20 protein-coding genes are annotated in these 24,411 nt (G+C 68.8%); 5 read left to right on the top strand and 15 right to left on the bottom strand.

The window, feature by feature from the left end; translation table 11 throughout:
* Positions 1-88: 88 nt before the first annotated feature.
* The 4 genes from ACFPJ1_RS17785 to ACFPJ1_RS17770 all read right to left on the bottom strand — a co-directional run bounded on the left by ACFPJ1_RS17785 (position 89) and on the right by ACFPJ1_RS17770 (position 3,283).
* Positions 89-916: an Fpg/Nei family DNA glycosylase gene (locus ACFPJ1_RS17785; protein ID WP_380105144.1), complete on the bottom strand. Its 828-nt coding sequence runs from the start codon at positions 914-916 to the stop codon at positions 89-91.
* Positions 917-1,075: 159 nt separating this feature from the next.
* Complete coding sequence (locus tag ACFPJ1_RS17780) at positions 1,076-1,549, bottom strand: ribose-5-phosphate isomerase (RefSeq protein ID WP_380105142.1); 474 nt, start codon at positions 1,547-1,549, stop codon at positions 1,076-1,078.
* A gap of 22 nt (positions 1,550-1,571) precedes the next feature.
* Positions 1,572-2,579 (bottom strand): hypothetical protein, encoded by a 1,008-nt coding sequence (locus tag ACFPJ1_RS17775; RefSeq protein ID WP_380105140.1) that lies wholly within the window; start codon positions 2,577-2,579, stop codon positions 1,572-1,574.
* A gap of 89 nt (positions 2,580-2,668) precedes the next feature.
* Positions 2,669-3,283, bottom strand: a complete 615-nt coding sequence (locus tag ACFPJ1_RS17770) for a mycothiol-dependent nitroreductase Rv2466c family protein (protein WP_380105138.1) — start codon at positions 3,281-3,283, stop codon at positions 2,669-2,671.
* A gap of 161 nt (positions 3,284-3,444) precedes the next feature.
* On the opposite strand from ACFPJ1_RS17770, the gene pepN reads away from it, so the two are divergent.
* The 3 genes from pepN (at position 3,445) to ACFPJ1_RS17755 (ending at position 7,435) form a co-directional block, all read left to right on the top strand.
* On the top strand, positions 3,445-6,018 hold the full coding sequence (pepN, locus tag ACFPJ1_RS17765; RefSeq protein ID WP_380105136.1) for an aminopeptidase N: 2,574 nt from the start codon (positions 3,445-3,447) through the stop codon (positions 6,016-6,018).
* Between the two features lie 35 nt (positions 6,019-6,053).
* Complete coding sequence (locus ACFPJ1_RS17760; RefSeq protein ID WP_380105134.1) at positions 6,054-6,545, top strand: hypothetical protein; 492 nt, start codon at positions 6,054-6,056, stop codon at positions 6,543-6,545.
* A gap of 197 nt (positions 6,546-6,742) precedes the next feature.
* On the top strand, positions 6,743-7,435 hold the full coding sequence (locus ACFPJ1_RS17755) for a hypothetical protein (protein WP_380105132.1): 693 nt from the start codon (positions 6,743-6,745) through the stop codon (positions 7,433-7,435).
* A gap of 49 nt (positions 7,436-7,484) precedes the next feature.
* On the opposite strand, the gene ACFPJ1_RS17750 is transcribed toward ACFPJ1_RS17755, so the two are convergent.
* Positions 7,485-9,761 carry an Hsp70 family protein gene (locus ACFPJ1_RS17750; protein ID WP_380105131.1) on the bottom strand — a complete coding sequence of 759 codons (2,277 nt, stop codon included), beginning with the start codon at positions 9,759-9,761 and terminating at the stop codon, positions 7,485-7,487.
* A 95-nt stretch (positions 9,762-9,856) separates the two neighbouring features.
* Between ACFPJ1_RS17750 and ACFPJ1_RS17745 the strand changes: the two genes are divergently transcribed.
* Entirely contained in the window at positions 9,857-11,908 is a 2,052-nt protein-coding gene (locus ACFPJ1_RS17745) for an NlpC/P60 family protein (RefSeq protein WP_380105129.1), read from the top strand.
* A gap of 44 nt (positions 11,909-11,952) precedes the next feature.
* On the top strand, positions 11,953-14,760 hold the full coding sequence (locus ACFPJ1_RS17740; protein WP_380105128.1) for a winged helix-turn-helix domain-containing protein: 2,808 nt from the start codon (positions 11,953-11,955) through the stop codon (positions 14,758-14,760).
* On the opposite strand, the gene ACFPJ1_RS17735 is transcribed toward ACFPJ1_RS17740, so the two are convergent.
* The 10 genes from ACFPJ1_RS17735 to ACFPJ1_RS17690 all read right to left on the bottom strand — a co-directional run bounded on the left by ACFPJ1_RS17735 (position 14,711) and on the right by ACFPJ1_RS17690 (position 24,402).
* Entirely contained in the window at positions 14,711-15,253 is a 543-nt protein-coding gene (locus ACFPJ1_RS17735) for a phage tail protein (protein WP_380105126.1), read from the bottom strand. The genes ACFPJ1_RS17740 and ACFPJ1_RS17735 overlap by 50 nt on opposite strands.
* Complete coding sequence (locus ACFPJ1_RS17730) at positions 15,253-17,199, bottom strand: putative baseplate assembly protein (protein ID WP_380105124.1); 1,947 nt, start codon at positions 17,197-17,199, stop codon at positions 15,253-15,255. Before ACFPJ1_RS17730 ends, ACFPJ1_RS17735 begins: the two co-directional genes overlap by 1 nt.
* 1 nt (position 17,200) lies before the next feature.
* Positions 17,201-17,635 (bottom strand): GPW/gp25 family protein, encoded by a 435-nt coding sequence (locus ACFPJ1_RS17725; protein ID WP_132297512.1) that lies wholly within the window; start codon positions 17,633-17,635, stop codon positions 17,201-17,203.
* Between the two features lies 1 nt (position 17,636).
* Complete coding sequence (locus ACFPJ1_RS17720) at positions 17,637-17,918, bottom strand: PAAR domain-containing protein (protein WP_132193759.1); 282 nt, start codon at positions 17,916-17,918, stop codon at positions 17,637-17,639.
* Between the two features lie 10 nt (positions 17,919-17,928).
* Positions 17,929-19,680, bottom strand: coding sequence for a VgrG-related protein (locus tag ACFPJ1_RS17715; protein WP_380105122.1), 1,752 nt, complete (start codon positions 19,678-19,680; stop codon positions 17,929-17,931).
* Positions 19,680-20,426, bottom strand: coding sequence for a CIS tube protein (locus tag ACFPJ1_RS17710; protein WP_380105120.1), 747 nt, complete (start codon positions 20,424-20,426; stop codon positions 19,680-19,682). The genes ACFPJ1_RS17715 and ACFPJ1_RS17710 overlap by 1 nt, the downstream gene beginning before the upstream one ends.
* Positions 20,426-20,866: a phage tail protein gene (locus tag ACFPJ1_RS17705; RefSeq protein WP_380105118.1), complete on the bottom strand. Its 441-nt coding sequence runs from the start codon at positions 20,864-20,866 to the stop codon at positions 20,426-20,428. Before ACFPJ1_RS17705 ends, ACFPJ1_RS17710 begins: the two co-directional genes overlap by 1 nt.
* Positions 20,867-23,336: 2,470 nt before the next feature.
* The gene (locus ACFPJ1_RS17700) at positions 23,337-23,495 is read right to left on the bottom strand and encodes a DUF6760 family protein (RefSeq protein WP_199240151.1); all 159 of its coding nucleotides are present in this window, start codon (positions 23,493-23,495) and stop codon (positions 23,337-23,339) included.
* A complete protein-coding gene (locus ACFPJ1_RS17695; protein ID WP_380105116.1) occupies positions 23,492-23,959 on the bottom strand; it encodes a hypothetical protein in 468 nt (155 codons plus the stop codon). Before ACFPJ1_RS17695 ends, ACFPJ1_RS17700 begins: the two co-directional genes overlap by 4 nt.
* Positions 23,959-24,402, bottom strand: coding sequence for a phage tail protein (locus ACFPJ1_RS17690; RefSeq protein WP_132193769.1), 444 nt, complete (start codon positions 24,400-24,402; stop codon positions 23,959-23,961). The genes ACFPJ1_RS17695 and ACFPJ1_RS17690 overlap by 1 nt, the downstream gene beginning before the upstream one ends.
* Positions 24,403-24,411: the final 9 nt, after the last annotated feature.

Here is a 24,411-nt window from a genome sequence, read left to right as displayed (position 1 = left end):
GGTCCGCGCATCAAGTCGTCACAACTTGTCCGGACAGCAGGCCGGATTCGGCGGGATCGTTCCCCCTTCGAGACCTGCCGGGGCACGTTCAGCCCTTCCTGGTCAGGCCGGTGCGCTGACACTTCGGGCACCAGAAGAGGTTGCGTCCGGCCAGGATCTCGGTCCGGATCACCGAGTTGCAGACGAAGCAGTGCTGGCCCTGCCGGCGGTACACGTAGACCTCGCCACCGTGGTCGTCCCGGCGCGGGTCGCGGCCCATCGCTTCCGGAGTGTGGTCGTCGCCGACGGTGTCGATCCGGCCGGTCTCAACGCCGTACTTCATCAGGTCGAGCAGGTCTTCCCACATGCCCTGCCACTCGCGCTTCTTCACCAGGTGGCCCGGCGTCTTCGGGTGCAGCTTGGCCCGGAACAGCACCTCGGCGCGGTACACGTTGCCGACGCCGCTGAGCACCCCCTGGTCCATCAGCAACTGCCCGATCGGCTGCTTGCTGCGGTGGATCCGCTTCCAGGCCAGGGCCGGATCCGCGTCGTCGCGCAACGGGTCCGGACCGAGCCGGCCGATCAACGTCTCCCGCTCGTCCTCGGTCAGTACTTCGCACACGGTCGCGCCGCGCAGATCGGCGTACGCCGTGGCGTTCTGCAGGCGGAGCCGGACCTGGCCGACGGGTTCGGGAACCGGCGCCTCGCCGAAGTCGACCTTGCCGATCAGGCCCAGGTGGATGTGCAGCCAGCCGGCGCCTTCGAAGTCGGCGAGGAAGTGCTTGCCGTGAGCCTCGGTCCCGCGCAGCACATGGCCGTTCAGCCGCGCGGCGCCCTCGACGAAGCGGCCCTGCGGGCTCGAGGCTGTGACCGGTCGGCCGCCGAAGGCGTCCCAGACGTCGTTCGCCAGCCTGTGCAGGGTGTGACCTTCGGGCATGATTCCTCTTATGGGTGTGACATCAGGCAAGGGCCGGAGCGGTGGGCCTACTCCGGCCGTCGTGGGGACCGGCCGGTCGATGCGGGCCCGGGATGTCTCGAGACCGCGTACGGCCGAACAGCACAAGCCTCAGAACGAGCAAAGGAGCAAACAGCAGGATCAGGACGACGGCAAGGGCGGCAGTTCGCCGGTCTCCTCGTAGCCGGACAGCATCTCGATCCGCCGGGTGTGCCGCGCCTCGCCCGAGTAGTCGGTCGCCAGGAACGTCTCCACGAACCCGGTCGCCTCCTCCTCGGAGTGCATCCGCGCGCCGACACTCACCACGTTCGCGTTGTTGTGCTCGCGGCTGAGCCTGGCGGTCTCGGTGCTCCAGGCCAGCGCGGCCCGGACGCCCTTCACCTTGTTCGCGGCGATCTGCTCGCCGTTGCCCGAACCCCCGATCACGATGCCGAGGCTGCCCTCGTCCTTGGTCACGGCCTCGGCCGTGCGCAGGCAGAACGGCGGGTAGTCGTCGACGGCGTCGTACACGGCCGGGCCGTGGTCGACGACGTCGTGGCCGGCACCGGTGAGGTGCTGGACCAGGTGGTTCTTCAGTTCGAAGCCGGCATGGTCAGAGCCGATGTGCACTCGCATGGGCCGAAGTCTTCCACCCACTTCAGCAATCCGGGACGCCGGGGAGCTTGGGGCCACCCGAGCCGACGTACACGTTGGTGACGTAGCCGCCGTACTTCGGCAGGTACCCCCACCACTCGCTACTACGCGGCGGCGCCTCGATGAGCTGGCCCTTCCGCTGACAAGCGACCAGCACGTCGACGCCCGACGGCAGGGTGCCGAGGATGGCACCTGAGGTGTTCGGAGCACTCCGCACCCGTACTCCGGAACCCGTGGTGGTCAGCCAGCTTCCGGCAGACATCACACCGCCCGGCACGTTCAGGGTCCGGGTGAGCCGGGTCAGGTCCGTGTACGCCTTACCGTACGGCGTGCCGTCCGGATGCAGAGTGAACACGGCGACAATCGTCCGGTCGCCCGTACCGACGGTCCCGGTGGTGTGTAGAGCCTCCCGGGTCAGGTCCACCCCGGCCGCCACGGGCTTGGCGCGATCGGTGCCGAACCCGCTCGATCCGGCGAACCCGGACCAGCCCTGCTTGATGCTGAAGGCCGGGTCGAACACCGACGCGATCCCGAAGTACTGGTCGAACCCGTCGCTGCCGAAGCGGGTCGCCTGGTGCAGGTTGCCCATCACGAAGTCGCGCACCGGCGCCGGAGCCTGGTCCAGCAAGTACCGGTAGATCCGGACCGTGTCGGCCGCCGTGAAGGCGACGTACCCCCAGAAGCCCGGGTGGGTGGCCGGCGGCCCGGCCGTGTGGGTAAGGCCGAGCCGCGGCACCATCCGGTCGACGATGTCGGCACCGCCGAGGTGCTCCCAGTAGTAGCTGGCCGCGTCGTCATCGCTGCTGCGCAGCATCACTTCCAGCCGGGCCCGGTCGGCCGCGGGGACGTCGTACTCCGGGCCGCGGTTCCACAGGTAGTCCAGCGCGATCAGCAGCTTGACTACCGAGGCGGACCGGAACTGCAGGTCCGGGTTCAGCACGTCCGTGAACGTGTTCGCCTGCCGGTCGAACACCGCGACGCCGGCCGTGACACAGCCACGCAAGAGCTTCACTCGGGAACCTACTCACCATCCGACGATGTGCTTGGTGAGTAACCTTCGCCGCTGCTGGTCGAACGTTCAACCCTTGTCGGGCTGAAGGATCAGTCGAAGATCGGGCCGCGGTCGCGGGTGCGCTTGATCTCGAAGAAGCCCTCGGTGCCGGCCACCAGCCGGACGCCGTCCCAGAGCTTGCCCGCGGCCTCGCCCTTCGGGGCCGGCGTGACGACCGGGCCGAAGAACGCGGAGCCCTCGACCGAGATGACCGGCGTACCGACCTCCATGCCGACCTGGTCCATGCCCTCGTGGTGCGACTTCTTCAGCGCGTCGTCGTACCGGTCGGTGGTCGCGGCCTCGATCAGCGAGGCGGGCAGGCCGACCTCGGCGAGCGACTCGGCGATCACCTCGTCGGCGCCGTCGCGGATGCCCCGGCCCTCGACGTGGATGCGCCGGCCCATCGCGGTGTACAGCGGCAGCAGCACCTCGTTGCCGTGCGCCTGCTCGGCAGCGATCAGCACCCGGACCGGGGCCCAGGCCTTGACCAGGAAGGTCTTGTATTCGTCGGGGAGTTCGTCTCGGCCGTCGTTCAGGACGGCGAGGCTCATCACGTGCCAGGTGGTGCTGACGTCGCGGACCTTCTCGACCTCGAGCATCCAGCGGGACGTCATCCAGGCCCAAGGGCAGGCCGGATCGAACCAGAAATCTGCGGGAGCGGTCATATGCACGATCGTACAAACTGAAACCAACTCGGTCACCGCGGGGCGTGGCGGCGTCACGATCCGGCAACGGCCCCGGGCCGATGGATGCGCTTTCATATCCGTTTCGGAAGTCACGGGGAAACCCTCGGCAATCGAAGCATCCAGGTGCATAGGATGCCGACATGCCTGGAACCAACCTGACGCGCAACGAAGCGCGTACCCGCGCCGGCCTGATCAGTGACGTCAGCTACGCGATCGAGCTCGACCTGACCACGGCCGCGAGCGGAGCCGCGACGTTCGCGTCGACGACCACCCTCGGCTTCAGCGCCGAACCCGGCGCGAGCACCTTCGCCGACCTGATCGCGGCCACCGTCCGCGAGGTCACGCTGAACGGCCGCTCACTCGACCCGGACACCGTGTACGACGGCGCCCGGATCCAGCTCGAGGGTCTCGAGGAGCGCAACGAGCTCCGGGTGGTCGCGGACTGCGTCTACTCGCGCACCGGTGAAGGGCTACACCGCTCGGTCGACCCGGCCGACAAGGAGACCTACCTCTACACCCAGTTCGAGGTGCCGGACGCGCGCCGCGTGTTCACCACCTTCGAGCAGCCCGACCTCAAGGCACCCTTCACCTTCAGCGTCTCCGCACCCGCCCGCTGGGTGGTCATCTCGAACGCCCCGACCCCCGAGCCCACGCCGTACAAGGGTGAGAACGGCGAGGACCTGGCCCGCTGGGAGTTCGCGCCGACGCAGCCGATCTCGACGTACATCACCGCCGTCGTCGCCGGCCCGTACCACGTGGTCACCGACTCCTACGACGGGCCGAACGGCAGCTACCCGCTGTCCCTGCTCTGCCGGCCGTCGCTGAAGGACGCGCTGGACACCGAGGACCTGTTCGAGGTGACCAAGCAGGGCTTCGAGCTGTTCGAGCGCGCCTTCGGTACGCCGTACCCGTTCGCCAAGTACGACCAGGCCTTCGTGCCGGAGTACAACATGGGCGCGATGGAGAACGCGGGCTGCGTGACGCTGCGGGACGAGTACCTGTTCCGCAGCCGCACCACCCACGCGGAGCTGGAGTCGCGGGCGAACACCGTGCTGCACGAGCTCGCCCACATGTGGTTCGGCGACCTGGTCACGATGACCTGGTGGGACGACCTGTGGCTGAACGAGTCCTTCGCCGAATGGGCCAGCCACTGGGCCCAGGCGGTCGCGACGACGAAGTACCCGGACGCCTGGACCACCTTCTGCAACGCGCGGAAGAACTGGGCCTACCGGCAGGACCAGCTGCCCTCGACGCACCCGATCGCCGCGGACATGGTCGACTTCCACGCGGTCGAGGTGAACTTCGACGGCATCACCTACGCCAAGGGCGCGTCCACGCTGCGCCAACTGGTCGCGTTCGTCGGTGAGGACACCTTCATCAGTGCGCTGAAGGAGTACTTCGCCGACCACGCGTTCGGCAACACCGAGCTGACCGACCTGCTGAAGCCGCTGGAGAAGGCGTCCGGGCGCGACCTGGACGACTGGACCGAGCGCTGGCTGCGGACCGCCGGGGTGAACACGCTGCGGACCGACTTCAGCGTCGACGTCGCCGGCGCGTTCACCAACTTCGCGATCGAGCAGACCGCGGCGCCGGCCTTCCCGACGCTGCGGCCGCACCGGCTCGCGGTCGGCCTGTACCGCAAGACCGATGACGGCCTGGTCCGGACCGAGCGGTTCGAGGTCGACATCGACGGCCCGCGCACCGAGCTCGCCGAACTGGTCGGCGCGACCCAGCCCGACCTGGTGCTGCTGAACGACGACGACCTCACCTACGCCAAGATCCGGCTGGACGAGCGGTCCCGCGAGACCCTGGTCGACTCGATCGACCAACTGAAGGACTCGCTCGCCCGCGCGCTGGCCTGGGGTGCGGCGTGGGACATGACCCGCGACTCCGAGATGCCGGCCAGCCAGTACGTCGGGATCGTGCTGAAGGGCATCCGTGCCGAGACCGACCTGACGGCGGTCCGCGCGCTGCTCGGGCAGGCCACCTCCGCGATCAACAGCTACGCGGCGCCGGAGAACCGCGCCGAGCTGCGCGCGTCGTACGAGCAGACGCTGGCCGACCTGCTCGCCGACGCCGAGGCGGGCAGCGACCACCAGCTCGCCTTCGCCAGGGCGTACATCGCCGGCGTCTTCTCCGACACGGGTGCGGACCGACTGACCGGCTGGCTCGAGGGCAACGGCCTACCGCCGGGCCTGGTGGTCGACACCGACCTGCGCTGGACGCTGATCGTGGCACTGGCACGGCTGGGCCGAGTCGACGCGGACGCGATCGAGGACGAGCTCACCCACGACACCACCATCACCGGGCAGGAGCGGGCCGCCCAGGCGCGCGCGGCCCGGCCGACCGCCGAGGCCAAGGCCGACGCCTGGCGAATCGCGGTGGAGTCCGAGGACACCCCGAACGAGACGCAGTTCCGCACCATCCTGGGCTTCCAGCAGCCGGGCCAGGAGGAGCTGCTCCGCCCGTACGTCGGCAAGTACCTGAGCGCCGCCAAGGACGTCTACACCCGGCTCGGTTCCTCGATGGGCGAGAACGTGCTCGTCTACCTGTCCCCACGCAACCTGCCCGAGGCCGCCACTCTGGAGGCGCTGACCGGCTGGCTCGACAGCGAGGCCGAGGCAGTCGACGCCCCGACCCTCCGGTACGTCGGGGAGGCGCGCGCCGATCTCGAGCGTGCCCTGGAGGCTCAGCGGCGCGACGCGGTCGGCTGATGGGCTCGGATCCCTCGTTAGCGGGCCGTTCCGCGGTGGCTCTGACGGGACTGGCCGAGGCCTACCGACCTCGGCCGGTCACTCCGTTGATGCCCTGGCGGTTCCCGGGCCGGCTGGTGAAGCCGTACGTGATCACCGCACGAGGACGATCCTGGGACGACCAGATGGTGGGGCTGGCGCGGGCCGCCGCCGCCCGCCAGCTGGAGTTCGACGACGCGATGGGCGCGCTCGGCCTGGCCGTGGTGATCCTGCACCTCGGTGACGACGGGATCTACCTGGTCGTGCAGAGCTGGGCGAAGGACTTCCAGTCGCGGCTGAGCATCTTCAGCGGTATCGACGTGGACGATCTGCGCCCGGCGCCGATCGGCGTCGCGCCCTGCGTCTGGGAGCTGGAGGTGCTCAGCCACGAGCGGGCGGCGTACGTGAACCACATCCTGAACGCCGAGGTCGACGTCGAGTCCTGGCTCGACGACTGTCTCGACACCCGGCCGACGCCACGAACCGAAGGCATTCCGTCCGGAACCTAATTCGGAACGTGTCTGCGCAAATGCCCGCAGTGATATTCAAACGACTGCTTGGCAGCGGATAGTCGCAACCCGCCTCCGGTGCGCAATCAATTGTTTCACAAGGGATTCCCGTCACCTGAAGAGCGCTCACTTTATTGCCGGATCGGCTTATGCTGACCGCGATATCCGCTCAGAGGACTTTGGGGAGGGCCTTTGTCGTGACACCCGTCGATCACCGGAGAGCACCCAACCGGGCCTCGCACGCAAGCCGGCCCGAGCACATTCCCGAGGGTCGCGCGGCCGCCCGTGCGGCGCGGAAGAAATCGAACAGGTCCCACAGCGCGGTCGGAGCCGCGATCGTCGCGGGTGCCGCGATGGTCGCGACTTTTGCTTTCATCATCACCAACGGCACGTCCTCGTCCCCTCCGGCTGACGAGACCCTGCCACCCCTGCCCGCGGCCTCGACCCCCGTCTCGGCGCCGCCGAAGCAGAGCGCGAAACCGGCGCCGGCGGCCAGCACCGCCAAGGCCGACCGGAAGCCTCCACCGACCACGAAGTCCGCGGCCCCGCCGAACACCGGCCCGGTGTCACCTGTCTTCAAGCGCGGCCAGTGGATCGCCGTCCTCGACACCTACCCGACCGACGCCGGTCTGGAGGCGGACACGCTGGCCAAGAACCTGGCGGCCAAGCTGATCGCAGAAGGCGTACCGGCCAAGGCTTTGTGGGCGAAGGGACAATACCCAGGGCTGGCGAGCAGCAGCGGAGTAGCGGTCAGCGATGCCTGGGTCGTCTACCTCGGCCCCAGCTCGACGTCCGAGGGTGCTCTAGACCTCTGCCTCGCACCGAAGACGCAGCAGGCCTACACGAACGCGGCCTGCCCGACCTACGAACCCGCCAGCTCACTCGGCTGATCCGCCGAACCGGGTCCGCACGCAGCGGGTCCGCCGTACCGGGTTCGCCTCAGCGGGTCGTCCAGGCCGGTGCATTCTGGCTGCCCGGGCTGTTCGACCAGATCGGCCTGGCGTCGCCCTTGCCGCTGGCTGCCGTGACGTAGATGCCGGTCCCCGCATCGACGTTGCGCTTGAAGGCGATCTGATCCCCCGTCGGCGACCAGGTCGGATCCTGGTCAAGCGTGCTGCCGTCGGTCACCTGACATTGATTGCCGCCGCCTAGTTCGTTGGACCGAACCAGCCCGGCACAGGGAACCGCCGCCCGGTCCGCGTTCACCAGGACGATCGCCCACGAATTCGCCGTGATCGCGTGCCGGTAGGCGACGACTCCGGGCGCGGTCGGCGACCAGACCGGATCGGCATCGGCGCCGGACGTCAACTGGACCGGCTTGTCCTTGCCGGCCATCGCCATCACGAACGTCCCGATGCCGGGAATCCGCTGGCCCTGGAAGACGACCCGGGTACCGTCCGGGGAGACAGCGGGATCGCTGACCCCGACGCCTTCTCCGCTGGCGGTGAAGAGGGTGCGGAGGACCTTGCCGTCGGTGTTGACCAGGTACAACCCGGTGGTCTTGCCCACGAAGCAGGCCAGGACGAGCTGCGTCGGGTCCTTGGCGTTCCAGGCCGGCCGGGTGATGCCATCCGCGCACTGGGTGGGCAGCTTCTGGAACAACGGCCGCGCTCCGCTGCCATCCGTCCCGGAGACCCACGGGATGCCCTTGGCCGGCGCCGTCGCGTGCATGTAGATCATCGACCGCCGATCGGGCGACAGGGCAGGCCCAGAGTCGGTGCCCGGCCCGTTGCTGAGCTTGGTCTGCTTGTCGGGGTCCGTCGCATCAGCGAGAAATAGCCGCTCGCCCTCCGGGGTCTTCAACGGGATGACCAGCTCGGAGGCGCTCAGTGGAACCGGCGCGACCGGCAGAACCTTCAGCGCGGGGGGTGCCGTGGTCGGAGCCGAGGTCGCCGTCACGCTCGCCGGAGCCGACATGGTCGGTGGCGGCTGGCCCCCGCTCGTCGCGGCGGCACCGGAGGGATCGCCGGTGAGCAGTTGCACTCCCACCACGGCGCCGATCGCGACCAGTGCCAACCCTCCGGCCGCCACGGCGATGCGGCGCTTGGCCTGGGCCGACAGCGGCTGCCTGGCCGGCTTCGGGAGCAGGCCGGGCGCGGTACCGGCTGCTGTGCCGGTCGTCGAGCCGACTGCTGCCAGCGGCGCGGTCGTTGCTTCGGCCACGTCCGAGAACTGCACCGCGCCCAGGGCGATGTCGTGCTTGGGGTGGGTGTCCAGCGCCGTCGGCGTGGCGAAGCGGGACTGCAGCAGATGGCTGACCAGCGGGATCCGGGAGCTACCGCCGACCAGGACGATCGCGGTCAGCTGTTCGCTCGCTGTCCCGGCCGCGCGCAGAGCCCGGCCGGTCGCCTCGACGGTCTGCTCGAGCGCGGGGGCGATCAAGGTCTCCAACTCGGCACGTGTGAGGCGCACCGACGTACTGCGACCCGGCAGCGTCACCGGGATCACCGTGTCCACGTCGACCGACAAGGCTTCCTTCGCCTCGACGCACTCCCGGCGCAGCCTCGTCAGAGCGGCCCGCCCCTCCGGGCTGTCGAGATCGAGCTGCTCCAGGGCCGGGCCGAGCGCACCGACGACGTGTTGGAAGACCGCTTCGTCGAAGTCGATGCCGCCGAGCTGCTCGATGCCTTCGGGAGTGCCGAGGATGGTGAATCCGCTACCGGTCTTCTCCAGCACACACACGTCGAAGGTGCCGCCGCCGAGGTCGTAGACGGCTACCCGGTCGCCGGGCTGGAGCTGCGCCCGCGCGGCGTACTGGATCGCGGCGGCCTGCGGCTCGGGGCAGGTGATGGTGGGCCCGACGTCGGCGAGCGAGATCACCTGGTCGACGAGTTCGCGTTTGTACGCGCCCCAGTTGGCGGGGTAGGTCAGCACGATCTCGTCCGGTGCCGCGCCCCGGCGCTCGGTGGCGGTCGCGACCACCGAAGTCAGCAGCCGGGCGGACAAGGCCTGCGCCGAGAACGGTGTACCGGCCACCATCAACGGGATCGGGTCGCCGATGCGCCGCTTGAACTCCCGGACCACCCGGGCCGGGTCGGTGGCGCCACGGCGCTCGGCGGCCTCGCCGACCAGGAACTGTCCGTCCTCCTGCAGGTAGAGCACGGACGGGATCTGCAGCGCGCGGTTGCCGAGTCCGAGCATGCTTGGCGGACCGCCGTTGCGCATCGCGGCGGCAGTGAAAGTCGTCCCCAGATCTACGCCCAGCCGATAGCCCATTCCCCACCCCGGATAGCCCGACGGTTCACTCAGCGTAGGGCAAGTACTCAGTGCAGGGCACTAGAATGAAGGCAGGATCGGAACAGGGGGTTCTGATGGCCAAATTGTCGATCGGGGAGATCTACAACGCCGCACTGTCCGCGGGGTTCACGCCGCAGCAGGCGACGACGTGGACCGCTATCGCCATGGCCGAATCGGGTGGCCGGACGGGCGCGCTCAACGACCGGGGCGAGCACTCCATGGGGCTGTGGCAGATCAACGTCGCCTCCGACGGCAGCCGCGGCACGAAGTACGGCGATCTGAACGACCCGCTGAACAACGCCAGGGCGGCGTACGACATCTCGCACCACGGCAAGGACATGCGGCCGTGGACGACCACCCATGACTCCAACAAGGGCACCGCGGCCGACTACCGCACCTATCTGGACAAGGTGGAAGCCGTCACCGGTGTGCAGGGCGACGGCCGTGGAGTCGGCGGCTACGGCTCGCAACTGCCTCCTCCCCTACCGTCCGCGAACGGTCCCCTGCAGCCGGCCGGACTGCTGGCCACGTCGTACGACCGGATCGATGCCGGACAGACGGTCGGGATGCAACTGGACACCGACCGCGATGGTCTGACGGATGCGTTCGAGCGGTCCGCCGGGACCGGGTTGAAGCTGGCCGACACCGACCACGACGGGCTCGCCGACGGGTACGAGATCGCCGTCAGCCATTCGAATCCGAAGCTGGCCGACAGCGATCTGGACAGCTTGTCGGACAGCACCGAGGCGACGCTCGGCAGCGATCCGCTGAAGTGGGACAGCGACAACGACGGGCTGTCGGACCAGATCGAGGTGCAGTACGGATCGGATCCGCAGCACGCCGACAGCGGCGACGGGGTGATCCCCGCGACGCAGCCGGCCGGTACGACGCAGACCGTCGCCATGCAACCCGCTGTACAGACCGTCGCCCCGCAACCCGTAGTACAGACGCTGCAGGCTGCTGGTGCGCCCGCGGCGGCACCCGGTGGGAACACCAAGGTGGGGCGGTTCGTCGATGAAGCCCTGGCACAGAAGGGCGATCAGTACGTCTTCGGAGTCCGTGCCAACCTGAGCGATCCGGATCCGGAGAAGTTCGACTGCTCCGAGCTGACCAAGTGGGCCGCGCACCAGGCCGGGGTGGAGATCCCGGACGGCGCGATGTACCAGTACCTGGATCTGAAGAAGCAGGACGCGCTGATCCCGGTCGACCAAGCGATGCACACCAAGGGCGCGCTGCTGTTCTACTTCTCGAACGAGCCCACTCCAGGTGGCGGCCGGCCTTCGAGGGCGCACGTCGCGATCAGCCTTGGCGATGGGCGGACGATCGAGGCCAAGGGCACGAAGTACGGCGTGGGCGAGTTCACCGCACACAACCGGTTCAACTACGCCGGGGTGATCCCCGGGCTGGACTCGTCGCCGGCGCCACTCGCGAACCCGGCCGCCAGCTCGATGCCGGTCGCGACCCTTGCCGCAACCAACCCGTACGACCAGATCGACCTCGGTACGGCGATGACGGCTCCCCCGGACACCGACAAAGACGGCCTCACCGATGCCTTCGAGAAGCTCGCCGGGACCGATCCGGCCTCGGCCGACACGGACAAGGACGGGTTGCCGGACGCGTTCGAGGCGATCAAGTCGCACACCGACCCGTTGGTCGCGGACACCGACAAGGACGGGCTGTCCGATCCGTTCGAGGTCTCCGCGGGCAGCGACCCCGGCAAGATCCCGGGCGTCGCCGGAGTCGGCGGCCAGGGCCAGTTCGCCGAGGTGATCCGGAACGGGGTGGTGGACACCGACCACGACGGGCTGACGGACACGTACGAGACCAAGGCGGGCCTCAATCCGAAGAGCGCGGACACCGACCTCGACGGCCTGTCCGACAACACGGAACTGTCGCTGGGGACGAAGCCGACGATGCTCGACTCGGACGGCGACGGCCTCGGTGACGGGCTCGAGGTGCAGTTCGGTTCCGATCCGCTGAAGAGCGGACTGGGCGGCGAACTCGGGGCAGGCGCGGGCGACGGAGTGGGCGGCACGGCGGCCGGCCTCGACGGCCTGGACCAAGGAGTCGGTGGAATCGATGGGCCTGATGGGCTGGGCGGGACCCCCGATGGTGCTTCACACTGAATCCTGACGTCTGTCACGCCGGGGGGCTTGCAGTGGGTTCAGTGGTGTTCAGGGAGAAGGTCCGTCGACCGGAGCCATCCGGCCTGTCCCGCGACCGCTTGGAACGTCCGCTGCTCGACGAATCGGGCCCCAGCGTCTGTCTGCTGCTGGCACCGGCCGGCTCGGGCAAGACAACGCTGCTCGGGCAGGTTGCCGCTACTCCGCTCCGGCCGACTGCCTGGTACCGGGCCAGACCAGAAGACCGATCCGAGGATGCTCTCGTCCAGCACGTGACCGAGGCTCTGTCGGTGGTGCTGCCGAACGCACTGGCTCCTTCCACCACAGTCGACCAGCTCATCGTCGCCACCGAAGGCGGCGTGCCTTCGCCTGCCCAGCTGATCGTCGACGACGTCCACGAGCTGGCCGGCAGCCCGGCCGAAGCAGCGCTGGAGCGGTTCCTCGAGTTCCGGCCACGGCATCTGCGGTTGCTGCTCGGATCACGGCGGCCACTTGCCTTGAACACACCGCGGCTGATCGTGTCCGGGGACCTGCTGGAGCTGGACAGCGACGATCTGCGCTTCCGCTCCTGGGAGGTCGAGGAGTTGTTCCGGTCGGTGTATCGGCAGCCCCTGTCGCCTGAAGCGGCGGCCGCGCTGACCCGTCGTACGGGCGGGTGGGCTGCCGGGTTGCAGCTGTTCCACCTGGCCACGATGGGCAAGTCCAGCACTGAGCGGATCCGGGCCGCGACCGAGCTCGGTGGCCGGTCGCGGTTGGTGCGCGCCTACCTGACTCGCAATGTGCTCGCCGGGTTGGCTCCTGAGCGGCGGAAGTTCCTGCTGATCACCAGTGCGCTCGGCCGACTCACCGGGCCGCTCTGTGATGAGTTGCTGGAGCAGACCGGCAGTGCGGCGGTGCTGGAGGAGCTGGAGACGCTGCAGTTCTTCACGACCTCCACGGACGACGGCTCGACGTACAGGTATCACCAGGTGCTGCAGACGCACTTGGAAGGCTTGCTGATCGACGAGTTGGGTGCGGCGGCGTCGCGGGAGATCCACTCGCGCAGCGGGGACCTGCTGGAGAAGGCCGGGCATCCGCGCGAGGCGATGCGAGCACACGCACTGGCTGATGACTGGGCTTCGGTGGCGCGGTTGCTGCAGCAAGGAAACACGGTCGCGCACGACTGGGTCACCCGGTCGGGCCTGCCGGACGACGATCCCTGGCTCGCGTTGGCCCGGGCCAGACGGCTGTTCCGGTCCGGTGCGGTCGATGCCGCTGCCGCTGCCTATCGGGATGCAGAGGCGCTGCTGGACGACCCCGAGTTCCAGGCCCGCTGCGCTGACGAACGTGCGCAGGCTGAGGTCTGGATGACGCAACCACCCGCGCAAGCAACACCCGTACGGCGTACTGGGCAGGTGATCCGACAAGCGACCAGACGGTTGCCCGGACTGGGTCCTGGCCTGCAGGCGGCTCCGGGCGATCCACTGGCGGCAGGGACGATCGCCTTGCTGGGTGGACGGTTCGACCTGGCCCGGGAGAGTTTGATGCCAGTGGCGGCGGACCCCGCGATGCGACAGGCGGGGCGGTTGTGGGCCGCGATCGCTGTCGTCGTCACGGACCTCGCGGTGGGGAACTGGTCGCACGCGGAAGTGCCGCTGGAAGAGATCGCGCTCTCGGCCGAGCTGGAGGAACTCCCCTGGCTGGCCCGGATCGCCCGCGGGTTGCAGGCCGCTGTCCTGTTGGCGACGCGACCCGAGGACTGGCGGCCGGACGGTTGCGCCTCGCTGGTCGAGGACTGCACCCGGGACGGCGACCGCTGGGGGTCGTTGCTGATGGCAATCTTCATCGGGACGGCGCAACTGAAGGCCGGCCAGAACGAGGGCGCGATCGAGTGGCTCCGGCGGGCAGCGACGGCGGCCGCGGGCCTCGAGGCCCGCGCGCTCCAGGCCTGGGCCTTGACCCTCGGGGCCGTCGCGATGGCGAGGCTTCGACATCCGGACACGGCTGTCCAGCTGAAAGGGGCGGAAGCCCTCATCCGCTCAGCGGCCGTGACCGGCGCCTACCAACTCCTCGACCACGCCCGCCAGCTGGCCGACGAGGGCAACAGCACGAACGACGTCGCACCCGCTGTCCCGCCGAGCACCGCACCCGAGCGAAGCGGTTGTGTGCTGCGGACTCTTGGTGGGTTCGAGGTGGTCCTGAACGGAAAGCCGGTCGTCTGGCCGCCCTTGCGTCCGAGGGCGCGAGCGCTGCTGCTGTTGCTGGCCATCCACCAGGGCAAGGATCTCCACCGCGAGCGGCTGATCGACGCGTTGTGGCCGGACGCGCCTGCCGAGGCCGGTCCCCATCGGCTGCAGGTGGCCGCGTCCAACGTGCGGCAGAGCCTGGCCGCAGCCGGACTGGGCGACCAGGCTGTCCAGCGCAACGGCGATGCCTATCGACTGGTTCTCTCCGGCACCTGGATCGATCTCGCCGAATTCGAGACCAGGCTTCGGCGAGCCAGGCGATCCGGCACGCTGGCGGACTGGTCGGGAGTGCTCGACCTGTACGCAGGCGAGTTGCTGCCCGAGGTAGGCGCCGCGGAGTGGGTGTTGGCCGAGCGGGATCGCTACCGCCTGGCCGCGGCCGACGCCGCAGTACAGGTTGCTGGTCTGGCCACCGATGCCCAGGCACTGCGAGCGGCACATCGTGCGGTCGACCTCGACCCGCTGCGGGACTCCTCCTGGCTTCTCCTGGCCGATTTGCAAGAGGAGCAAGGCGATCCGACCGCTGCAGCGGCTACCCGCCGGGAGCACGCCCGGATCTGTGCAGAGCTGGCAGGTCCCGTCAGTCCGCGGGTACGACCTGTACGCGATGGATCACGTGTGCAGGCTTGAGTGCCGCCACCGCTTCCTTCAACCGTTCCTCGTCGATCTCCTGCCCCGCCACCGGAAACACCTGTACTACGACCGCGGGCCGCGCCTCTCCCGGCAACGGGTCGTTGGGGTCGACGGACCAGCTGGCACCACCGGTCTCGACCACCTCCGTCCGCACGCCCAGTACTGCGCTGATCGCCAACTCGATGCCGAGCCGCGTCCCTTGCCGGCCGTGCAGTTCGCTGGTCGACCGCAGCAGCTCCCGCTGCCGAACAGGGTCGTCACCGCGATCCACCGCCAGCCCGATCCAATGCGCCAGCCAGGGCAGCATGTCCTCGGGCGCAGTGCTGAGGTCCAAGTACGCGGGCAGGTTGTCGAGCGCGCTGATCACCGGCGCGAGCACGTCGTCGAAGCTCGCACACAACTGCTGGGTGAACTGGTCCGTGCGGTAGATCGCCGGTAGCGACTCCCCGAACGGGTGCGGGCTCGGCAGCTCTCCCAGTGCCCCGCGCATCAGCGCACCCGCACTTGGTGCTCGTAGGAGAAGACGAGTGCCGTGGCCGGCAGGTCCAGCCGCTGCACGGGTGCCGACCGCCGTCCGGTGACCGGGTCCGCGGGGAACAGCGCCACGCTGATCTCCTGGGCCATGTCGACTCCCGGGATCCGTGCCAGTGCGGCGTGGACCTCGTGCGACTGCACCGATCTCCCGAACGGCCAGCCGGTCCCATCGGGGCCGCCCGTCAACGGGTGCAGCAGGTCGTACAGGGCCTTCAGCACGCCCTCCTTCACTTCCTCCGGCTGGAATCTGGACCGCGCGCTCACGTCGACCACCGCCGTCAGCCCGACGTACTCCGGCGGCGCCACCAGCAATCTCGTGCCGACCAGGCGACGCTCGTCCAGGGTCTGGGTGATCCGCTCCAGCGTTCCCTCGGGAGGGATCAGGTCGTTCCGGCGGATCCGTCCAACGACATCACCCGACACGTGCGGTACGACGAGGACGCGGATCCCACCAGCGTCGGCAGCCTCCGTCGCCGGGACGCAGTGCACCCGGGCCGCATCCGGTGCGACCTCGCGAGCGAGCTCCTCGAAGTCCTCCACGGTGACGGCGCGGCCCCGCGACCTGAGCAGCATCGGCCCGCGGACCTTGGCCTCGTCCAGAGTCTCCGCATCCGCTCCACCGATGGCCGGCGCGCGGTTCTCGACCCGGGCGACGTACGGGACGCTCGTCTTCAGCACCCGGACCTGGCCGCGGGCGACGTTCCCGCGCCGGCCGCCGCCGGTCCGGTACGAGGAGATCGCGATGCTGGTGCCCGAGGGGGGCGTTGCTCCGTACTGCTGAAGTCGCCCGTCGGCAGTCCGTACCGCGGGGCCGAACTGGACACCACCGGAGAACGCGTCGATCCGGAAGTGTCGATCTCTCTCGGTCGAGTCGGCGAAGCTCGTCACCGGCTCCCAGGTCTCGACCCCGTCCTCATCGGTCACCTCGACCGTGCAGGGTTCCTCGGACGGCACCACCGGATGCCGCTTCAGCGCGAACCGCTGCGCGGGCGTCCCGTCGGAGCGGCCGAGCAGCTCGTGCCGGATCACCTCCGCGTGCATCATCCGGACCGTGCCCCCGATGGTGAAGGCGGAGGCAGACAGGATCCGTGGCGAATTCTTGTACGTCGGCCGGCCCTCGTCGACCGGGAGCAACCGGCACCGGATCCAGCCGGCCCGCTGGCGGGCAACGATCGAGGTCTCGTGCTGCGGCGGGACGTGGACAACCACATCGCCGGCCTTGTTCAGTCCACCGGTGTCGTCCTTGTCAAGATCGCATTCGGTCCAGCCGGACCCGGTCCACGCTTCCCAGACCAGAGGTGGATGCCGCGGATCGACGCCGCTACCGGAGACGGGGCAGGTCAACCTGATCGTCACCGCGCAGGACGGGACCGCCTCACTGAGGCCGATCAGCAACGCGTCGCCAGGGGTCGGATGCTCCGAAAAACAAGGAAACCCTTCCCTGCCTGACATGGCCGTGGTCATGTCTACCGGCGGTCCGTCGACCGGCATGGCACCGGCGTGGGCGAACGAGCACGGGATGACCTCCAGATCCTGGGTCGTCGTGAAGACGATCGGCTCGTGGATGTCTGTGCGCGGCGTCGCGATCTCCGTACCGGCCCGGACCAGGACCCGCTGCGGCTGGGGCGCGGACAACCAGAACGTCACCCCACCACGGGCGGCGGCCGGCGGACGTAGTTCCACCCCGATCAGCTCGAGGAACTTGACGTAGTTCAGGTCCGGGACCCGGTTGAGCCGGTAGATCAGCTGGTCGACCATCTGGGCGAAAGCCTCGATCAGCGTGACCCCCGGGTCCGAGACGTTGTGGTCGGTCCATTCGGGGCAACGCCGTTGGACCAGCCGTTTAGCTTCGTCCACCAGCCCTTGGAAGGTCCTGTCGTCCAGGTTCGGCGCCGGCAGCATCTCAGACCCCCAGCTCGGCCGGCAGCGTCGTACCGGCGATCTCTTCGTCCGGGATCGTGTAGAACGGGAAGACCAGGTTGCGTGGATCGTTGGTGCCGAGGATGACGTAGCCGATGTCGACCAGCACCCGGCCCTGTTCGATCCGGTCGTAGCCGACGCCGACGTCCTCGACCGAGATCCGCGGCTCCCAGCGTTCCAGCGCTTCCCGGACGTCGTACGCGATCTGACCCGCGGTGGCCGCGTTCGCCGGCCCGAAGACGTGGTCGTGGATCCGGCAGCCGAACTCGGGCCGCATCGGCCGCTCGCCCCTGGCGGTGCCGAGGATGAGGCGGATCGCCTGCTCGATCTCGCGTTCCCGGGTGACCAGTGCGACCCCGCCGGTGGCGTCCGTGCTGACCGGGAAGGCCCAGCCGGCGCCGATGAAGTCGGTACTCATCTCAGCCTCCGATCATGACGGTCGGTGCGCCCATCACGATCGGCGCACCGCAAGCGGCCAGATCGCCCATCCGCGCGGCCGGCATGCCACCGATCAGCACGGTCGGGCAACCGGGCGGCGCGATCACGGTCGGCGGATGCACCGCCGGCGGTGGGAACGAGCAGATGTGCGGCGTCCCGACCGTCGCCGCGGGCATCCCGGCGATCAGCACGGTCGGTACGCCGGGTGGGCCGATCACCCCCGGATGTCCGGTCGGGTCGCCGACCCGGGCTGCTGCGGGCATGGCTGCCTCCTCAGTTGATCTTGACCAGGGCGGCCGAGACGGAGCACATCGCGCCGCCCTTGACCTCGGTGTTGGCGCTACCTTCGACGGTCGTGTTGGCGCCTTTGAGCTGCAGGTTGCCGGTCGCGGTGACCGCGACCTCGCCACCCTTGAGTTCGAGTTTGGCGGCGGCCGCGTCGATCACGATGCCCTTGCTGCCCTCGATCTTCACCGTCCCGTCGGCGTGCACGGTGATCGTCGTACTGGTCGAGTCGACCGTCACGCTGAGCTTGCCGTCGCCGGTGGCCAGCGTGATGCCTTCCTGCTGGCCGTCCTGGTCGAGCAGGTCGATGCGATGGCCCTTCCTCGACACGATCGATCGCCGGTTGACCGCGCCCGAGCCGGAGTCGATCGGGTCGATGCCGTTGGCGTCCGGTTTGTCGACGCCGTTGTAGAGACCGCCGAGGACATAAGGCCTTCTCAGGTCGCCCTGCTCGAAGACGACCAGTACCTCGTCACCGACCTCGGGGATGATCAGCGTGCCGCGGTCCTTGCCCGCACCAGCGTGGACGGTCCGGGCCCAGGCGCTCACGTAGTCGTCCGACAGCCACGGAAGCGTCACCTTCACCCGGCCGAGTTTCTCGGGGTCGTTGTTGTCGCTGACCTGGCCGATGACGACTCCCGTCGGCGCCCGCTGGGCTCCCGTCGAGCCGGTCAGGCCGAGCAGGCTGCGGTCGTGGGCGCCGGTGACCGCGAACGACGTCGTGTAGCCCGTCGTCGGGTCGATCCGGTGCCTGGTCGTGGTCACGGTGTACTTACCGTCGAAGGGCGCGCCCAGGTTGTCAACGGTGATCGCCACGCCGGCTTTCAGGGCCGGGTTCCCCTGGGCGACCCCGGTGAACTCGGCGAACGCCCCCGCGATCCCCTCCGCGATCGCGGCGGCGGCCGCATCCACCTCGGCCTGGGTCCGGTGCGGTACGTCGGTCGCGACGTACACCTTGTCGCCGAAGGCATGCGCGAAATCGGCCGGACTCGCCTGCGGCAGTTCGGCGCTCCTGGTCTCGGCCGGGCGCCTGGTCGTGAGTGCTTGCTTGGTCGACGTGTCCCAACCGCGGACCTCGACCTCCTTGACCTGTCCGGCCGAGGTGAGCACGGCACGGAACCTGAGCAGGTCCGTGCCGAGCTTGAGAACGAGCGGGTTCTCTTCGCCGTTGGGTGCGGCGGATGCCGTCTCCGGTGGACCGAAGTTGAACTTGCCGTCGCGGACCGAGACCTCGTAGCCGGCATCCGCGGCCAGCGCGTCCAGCAACTCCCAGTCGCTCGTACCTGCTTGTGACACGTGCTCGAACACGGTGGTCGTCGACTTGATCGTGCCGTTGGTGAAACCGGCTCGCTGCGACACCTTCTGCGCGATGTCCGACGCCGTCATCTGCAGGTAGCTGCCGGTCCCGCGTCCCCGGAACAGTCGATGGGCCGGGTCGTAGCCCCGGATCACCGTGAACGACCCGCCGGTGTCGAACTCGGCCTCCAGCGCGGTGATCTCGCCGGCCATCAACAGGACGGCGGTCTGACTGGTACTGGGCAGCACCGAGATCCGTACCGCGGCGCCGATCTTCGCGCCGGTCTTCGCCAGTACGACGTGGTCGCCGTCGCGGAACCTGATCTCGAACAGATCCGGCAACCGCTGGCTGTCGTCCACGTAGATCGTGCTCAACAGGTTAACCACATCCTCCGGCAGCGGCGAGGAGTTGATCTCGATCAGGCAGCTGTTGACGATCGACATCAGACCAGCTCCTCGGCCGCCGGGAACACGACCACCGAGCCACTCGGCAGCCGGATCGGATCGTCGATCCCGTTGTACTTCGCGATCGTGCGCCACATGCCCGGATCGCCGTACTCCGCGTAGGCCAGCGAGGCGAGCGTGTCACCGTCGATCGTCCGGTGCGACCGGCGAACGGACTGGCCGCCGGAGGTCGGGTTCTGCCGCCACGGCTCGTTCGGCATCTCCTCCATCGCGACACTGCAGACCGCGCGGATCGGGATGCCGTCGGAGCTGAACAGCGTGTACTTCACGTTCACCGAGGTGACGAAGGCCGGGAAGCTGGCGATCTTGCCCCACTGCAACATGACCAGCGGCGGCGTCGGCTTGTCCTTGCCCCGGCTGTCCTCGGTCGGCACGCAGCAGCTGAACAGCTTCTCGACCGCCGCCACCACGCTGCCGTCCTGGTTGCCGGAGGCATCGAAGAACATCTCGACGGTGAGCTTGCACGGCTCGGCGCCGTTGAACTCCACCGACCCGGCCGACTTCGCCTTCTTGGCCGGCTTCCGCTCCCACTTGGCGGACTTCTGGATCGTCACCTCCTTCGGGTTGAACTGGAACGGGATCTCGCCGCGATCCTGGCCCAGCGGACCACCCTTGGTGGTCGGATCGAACAGCTTCAGCTTCGCCTTCTGCAGCGACTTCTTGTCCTCCGCCGGCGCCGAACTGCCGGCGCCGCCCGAGGCCTTGAGCGCGATCGGATTGGTCATCACGCGACCCTCTCCGCGGTGAAACCGTGATGCGCGATCTCCAGCGTCTCCATCGCCACCTTCGGCGAGTCCAGGTTCAGCCCGGGCCCGCTCCACTTCACCGGGATCACGCCGGCCAGCTTCCACTGCGCCACCGGCTTGAGGGCGGCCGTCATCGCCGTGATGCTTCCGGTCGACGGTTTCACCCCCGACGTCATGCTGGCCAGCCAGGCCATCACCTCGGTGGTGTCCTGGCACAGCGGCCGGGTCAGCTTGATGTTCGTGTACTTGATCCGGGTCGGAAGCTGCCAGATGAACCCGTTCTGCCCGCCCTCCTCGCGCTGCTCCACCACAACCTCCAGCCCGAGCCCCTCACAGCTGTTGAACGCACCCAGCCGCTTGTCGTCGATGGTCACCCCGAAGCAGACACTCACCGCCGGTTCCGGATACTGCGGATTCATCCCGCCACCCCCACTGCAGTCGGTCCTACCATCTGTCAGTCACCCGCCCGGCGCGTTCACGATCCAGCCAGAGCTCGGCCCGTAGTTTCGCCGTCAACGGCTCGTACAACCGTTTCGCCAACTCCTCCACCTCGGCCGCACTCACCGTCTTCGCCCCGCCTGCAGCGGGACCCGCCGCTGGTGCTGGTACTGGTGCCGCCGCTGGTGCTGGTGCTGGTTCCGCCGTCTGGACCGCGGGTGCTTCCTGCGGTGCTTCATCCCGCTGTACTGCGTGGTCCGCCTCTGCTGGTGCCGTCATGGCATGCCCACTGAACATCTGCTGCAGGGACACCGACCGAACAACCTCAGCCCGCTGTACTGCGGGCTCTACGGGTTCCCCCGCGTGAAAGCTGTCCCCCAAAGTCCAGGAGAGCACTTCCCCGTCCGCACTTCCCTGCCCAACCGAGGCCGGTACTTGCGCTGCTGGTGCTGCTTGTGCTGCAGGCGCGGTTTGTACTGAAGGCGCTTGGGGTGCAGCTCGTGGAGGCCTGGCTGGTGAGCCAAGACCAGGGTGTCCGTAAACAACCCGCTGAACTGCCGGGGGCGTGCTCCCCACCGGAACACTCACCGGCCGCTGCACCTCCGGCACGGTCAAAGGGACCGCACTGGACAACGGCGCCGTCTCCCCCTCATCCACTCCACCTGGAGGCGGCCACAACAGTTCAGCCGTCCCTGCTACTTCCCGCGCCACCACCGGCCCGACCTCAACAGCCCGCTGCACAACCCGTTCGGCCCCCGGACCGTGTGCGGCCGCTGCGCCCCCACCAACGATGCTCCGCTGCACCGCCTCAACACGACCCCGCTCGGTCGGCCCAGCCAGCCCGTTTGCGCCTTCGACAGCGCGTTGCACCTGGGCACTGCCCCCGGCTGCCCGTTGCACTCCGTCCGCACCCTCGCCGACCCCCTGCACGACCGGGCCAATCCCCGCGATGCGAGTCGGATGCCCATCGGCAGCAGCTTCCCGCCCCGCCGACTCTGCCTCGACAGCCCTCTGCACTGCCATCTCACGCTGCCCCACAAGCCCAACCTCGCTACGCGTTCCGCGCGACGGCTCGTCCACACTTGAGCGCTGTACCGCCGGCGCAACCGGCTCGCCGCCCACCGTCCGCTGCACATGATGGACAGGCAGTACTCCGTCTACCGCCCTCTGCGCGACCGCCGCATCAGCCACACTGTCCGGCACCACAGGAACAGGCATCGCATGCGCGGTCACCGCTGCCCCATCCCCGGATTCGCCGCCAGAGAGGTTCCCGCCGGCTACATTCCCGCCAGCCACGTTCCCGCCCGACACCAATCCACCGGATACCACTCCACCGGACTCCGCCGCCCGCTGCACCGCGAACTCGGGCTGCAACCACCGGTGCGCCACCGGCATCGAGTTGACGTTTACCGACGCCTCCGGCACCTCTCGCTGAACCTCCACAGCCCGCTGCGCCACCGGCCCAACCTCCGCCACCCGGTGCACCACGAGCTCAGCCCCTGGTGCCTGCTTCACCACTGGCTCGGCCTCAGCTGCCCGCTGAACGCTAGGTCCTGGCTCCGGACCACCGAGCGCAGACACGAACGGCGATTGCCCAAGCGGCTCCGACAACCCAACCAGCGGCATCTCCTGCACCGGTGCCCCCACCACCTCGCCCCCTTGCCCAGCAAGCGTCTGCTCATCAGCCACGTGCTCGTGTTGGGTGTGGTCGTGTTCTGTCTGCTCGTGCTGGCTGTGGTCGTGATGGCTGTGATCGTGTGACTCGACCGACCTCGAGACCACCGGCGCGGACGGCGCGGGCGGCGCTGATGGGACGGATGGCACGGTCGGCACAGACGTCGACGGCACCGGGTCGGGCGAGGTTTGGACCACCGGCAGGGAACTCGCCGGCACCGAAGTCACCGGGGCCGGAGTCGCCGGGACGGGAGTCGCCGGGACCGGAGTCGCCGGGACGGCAGTCGCCGGGACCGGACGTGGTTCTACCGCCGGGAGTTCCGAGGCAGCGAATGTGGTTGCAGCTGGCAACGAAAACGCACGCGGGACGGACGACGAGGAACCTCCGTCGACAGCTCGTTGCAGACCGACCGGCGCCCTGCCGGTTGCAGTACCGGAGATGTCTGCACTCGGCGGATGCGGAAAGCTCACCCTGTGCGCAACCTCCGACACAGGTGTCGCGTATCCACTGACCTCACCGGCCGGCGCGTCGACAACGAGCGAATGACCGAGCGGCGCCAAGAAGCGTGGGTCCTGATGCGCGGCCAGCGACTCGCGAAACGAAGCCGCCGGCGCGATCGGTACGAGATCCTCGGTCGACCGCTGCAACGGCGGAAGCTCTCGCCACCCAGCCCGCACTTCAGCCGACCCGGCGCCAGACTCGCCGCCACCTACACCAGCGCCCACCCCGGTGTCCGGCGAAGGCGTCGTGTTGCGGTGGAAGGGCCAGCGCATGGGTCACCTCCCGGACTGGATGCGGGTGTTCAGCGAAGCGATCTCGTCGACGAAACGGCGGCGTTCGGGGTGCTCGAGGTCGAGGATCTCCTCGCGGGACCAGTGGAAGTGGTAGGCGACGTACGCGACCTCGGAGTACAGCTGGTCGGGCGCGTACGTCACGATTCCCCCAGGCGACCACCGGCCAGGTCGACCGCGAACGCGTGACCGCACTCGGGACAGTTCACCCCGGCCCTGGTGTGCCCTTCCTGGTTCACCCGTCGGTACAGGTCCTGCAGGAACGCCAGATCCGCCGCGAACAGGTCCTCGATCACCCCGGCATGGATGTCGGTGTGACTGCCGAGCCGGGTGACGACCCGGCCGAGCAGGACGACCGTCAGGTACGCCGGGTTCTCGCGCACCCGATCGTCCCGTAACGGCACCAGCTCGTCCCGTGCCGTCGCCAGCCGCATCACCCCGTCGCGATGCACCACGCCCGCCGAGTCGACGTACCCACGAGGCAACACGAACGGAAACTCGGTCCGCAAGGTGTCGCGCGCGGCGGGCGCGGCCGCGAGGTCCGCAGGTCCGGCCGGTTGCGCGTACTCCGGGGCCTGGTCGAGCGTGCCGGACGTGGTGCGGCGCATCACTCCACCTCGAGCCGCTCGCAGGTGACGACCAGCTTCTCGGTCATCACCGAGGTGTCGCCGGCCTTCATGGTGCCGATCTCGAGGCTCTTCGGCCAGGCGTTGGTGAGCTTGTACCGCTTCAGCGGCGCGCCCTCGTAGTCGTACACGATGATCGCACCGCCCTTGCGGACCGCACCCATCTTGCCGAACTGGGAATCCTTGATCCACTTGTCGAAACTCGTGTCCGACGACAGACCGCGGGTCAGGGTGATCTCCGGTGCCTTCCAGCGGCCGGGCAGCTTCTTGATCACATACTTGCCGTCGGCACCGTTCTCCTTGAGCTCGATCACGTCCTGTTCCATCTTCAGGCCGCTGATCTCGGTGATGCTCTTGATCTGGATGCCGTCGAACTCCAGCCCGAAGGAGTGACCGACACCGGAGTCCATGTCCGGAAGTGGCATGACTGGTTA

Source organism: Kribbella qitaiheensis, assembly GCF_042657745.1.
Taxonomy (GTDB): Bacteria; Actinomycetota; Actinomycetes; order Propionibacteriales; family Kribbellaceae; genus Kribbella; species Kribbella qitaiheensis.
Note: the sequence above shows the minus strand (reverse complement) of the source record. Positions and strands in the feature narration are given on the sequence as shown.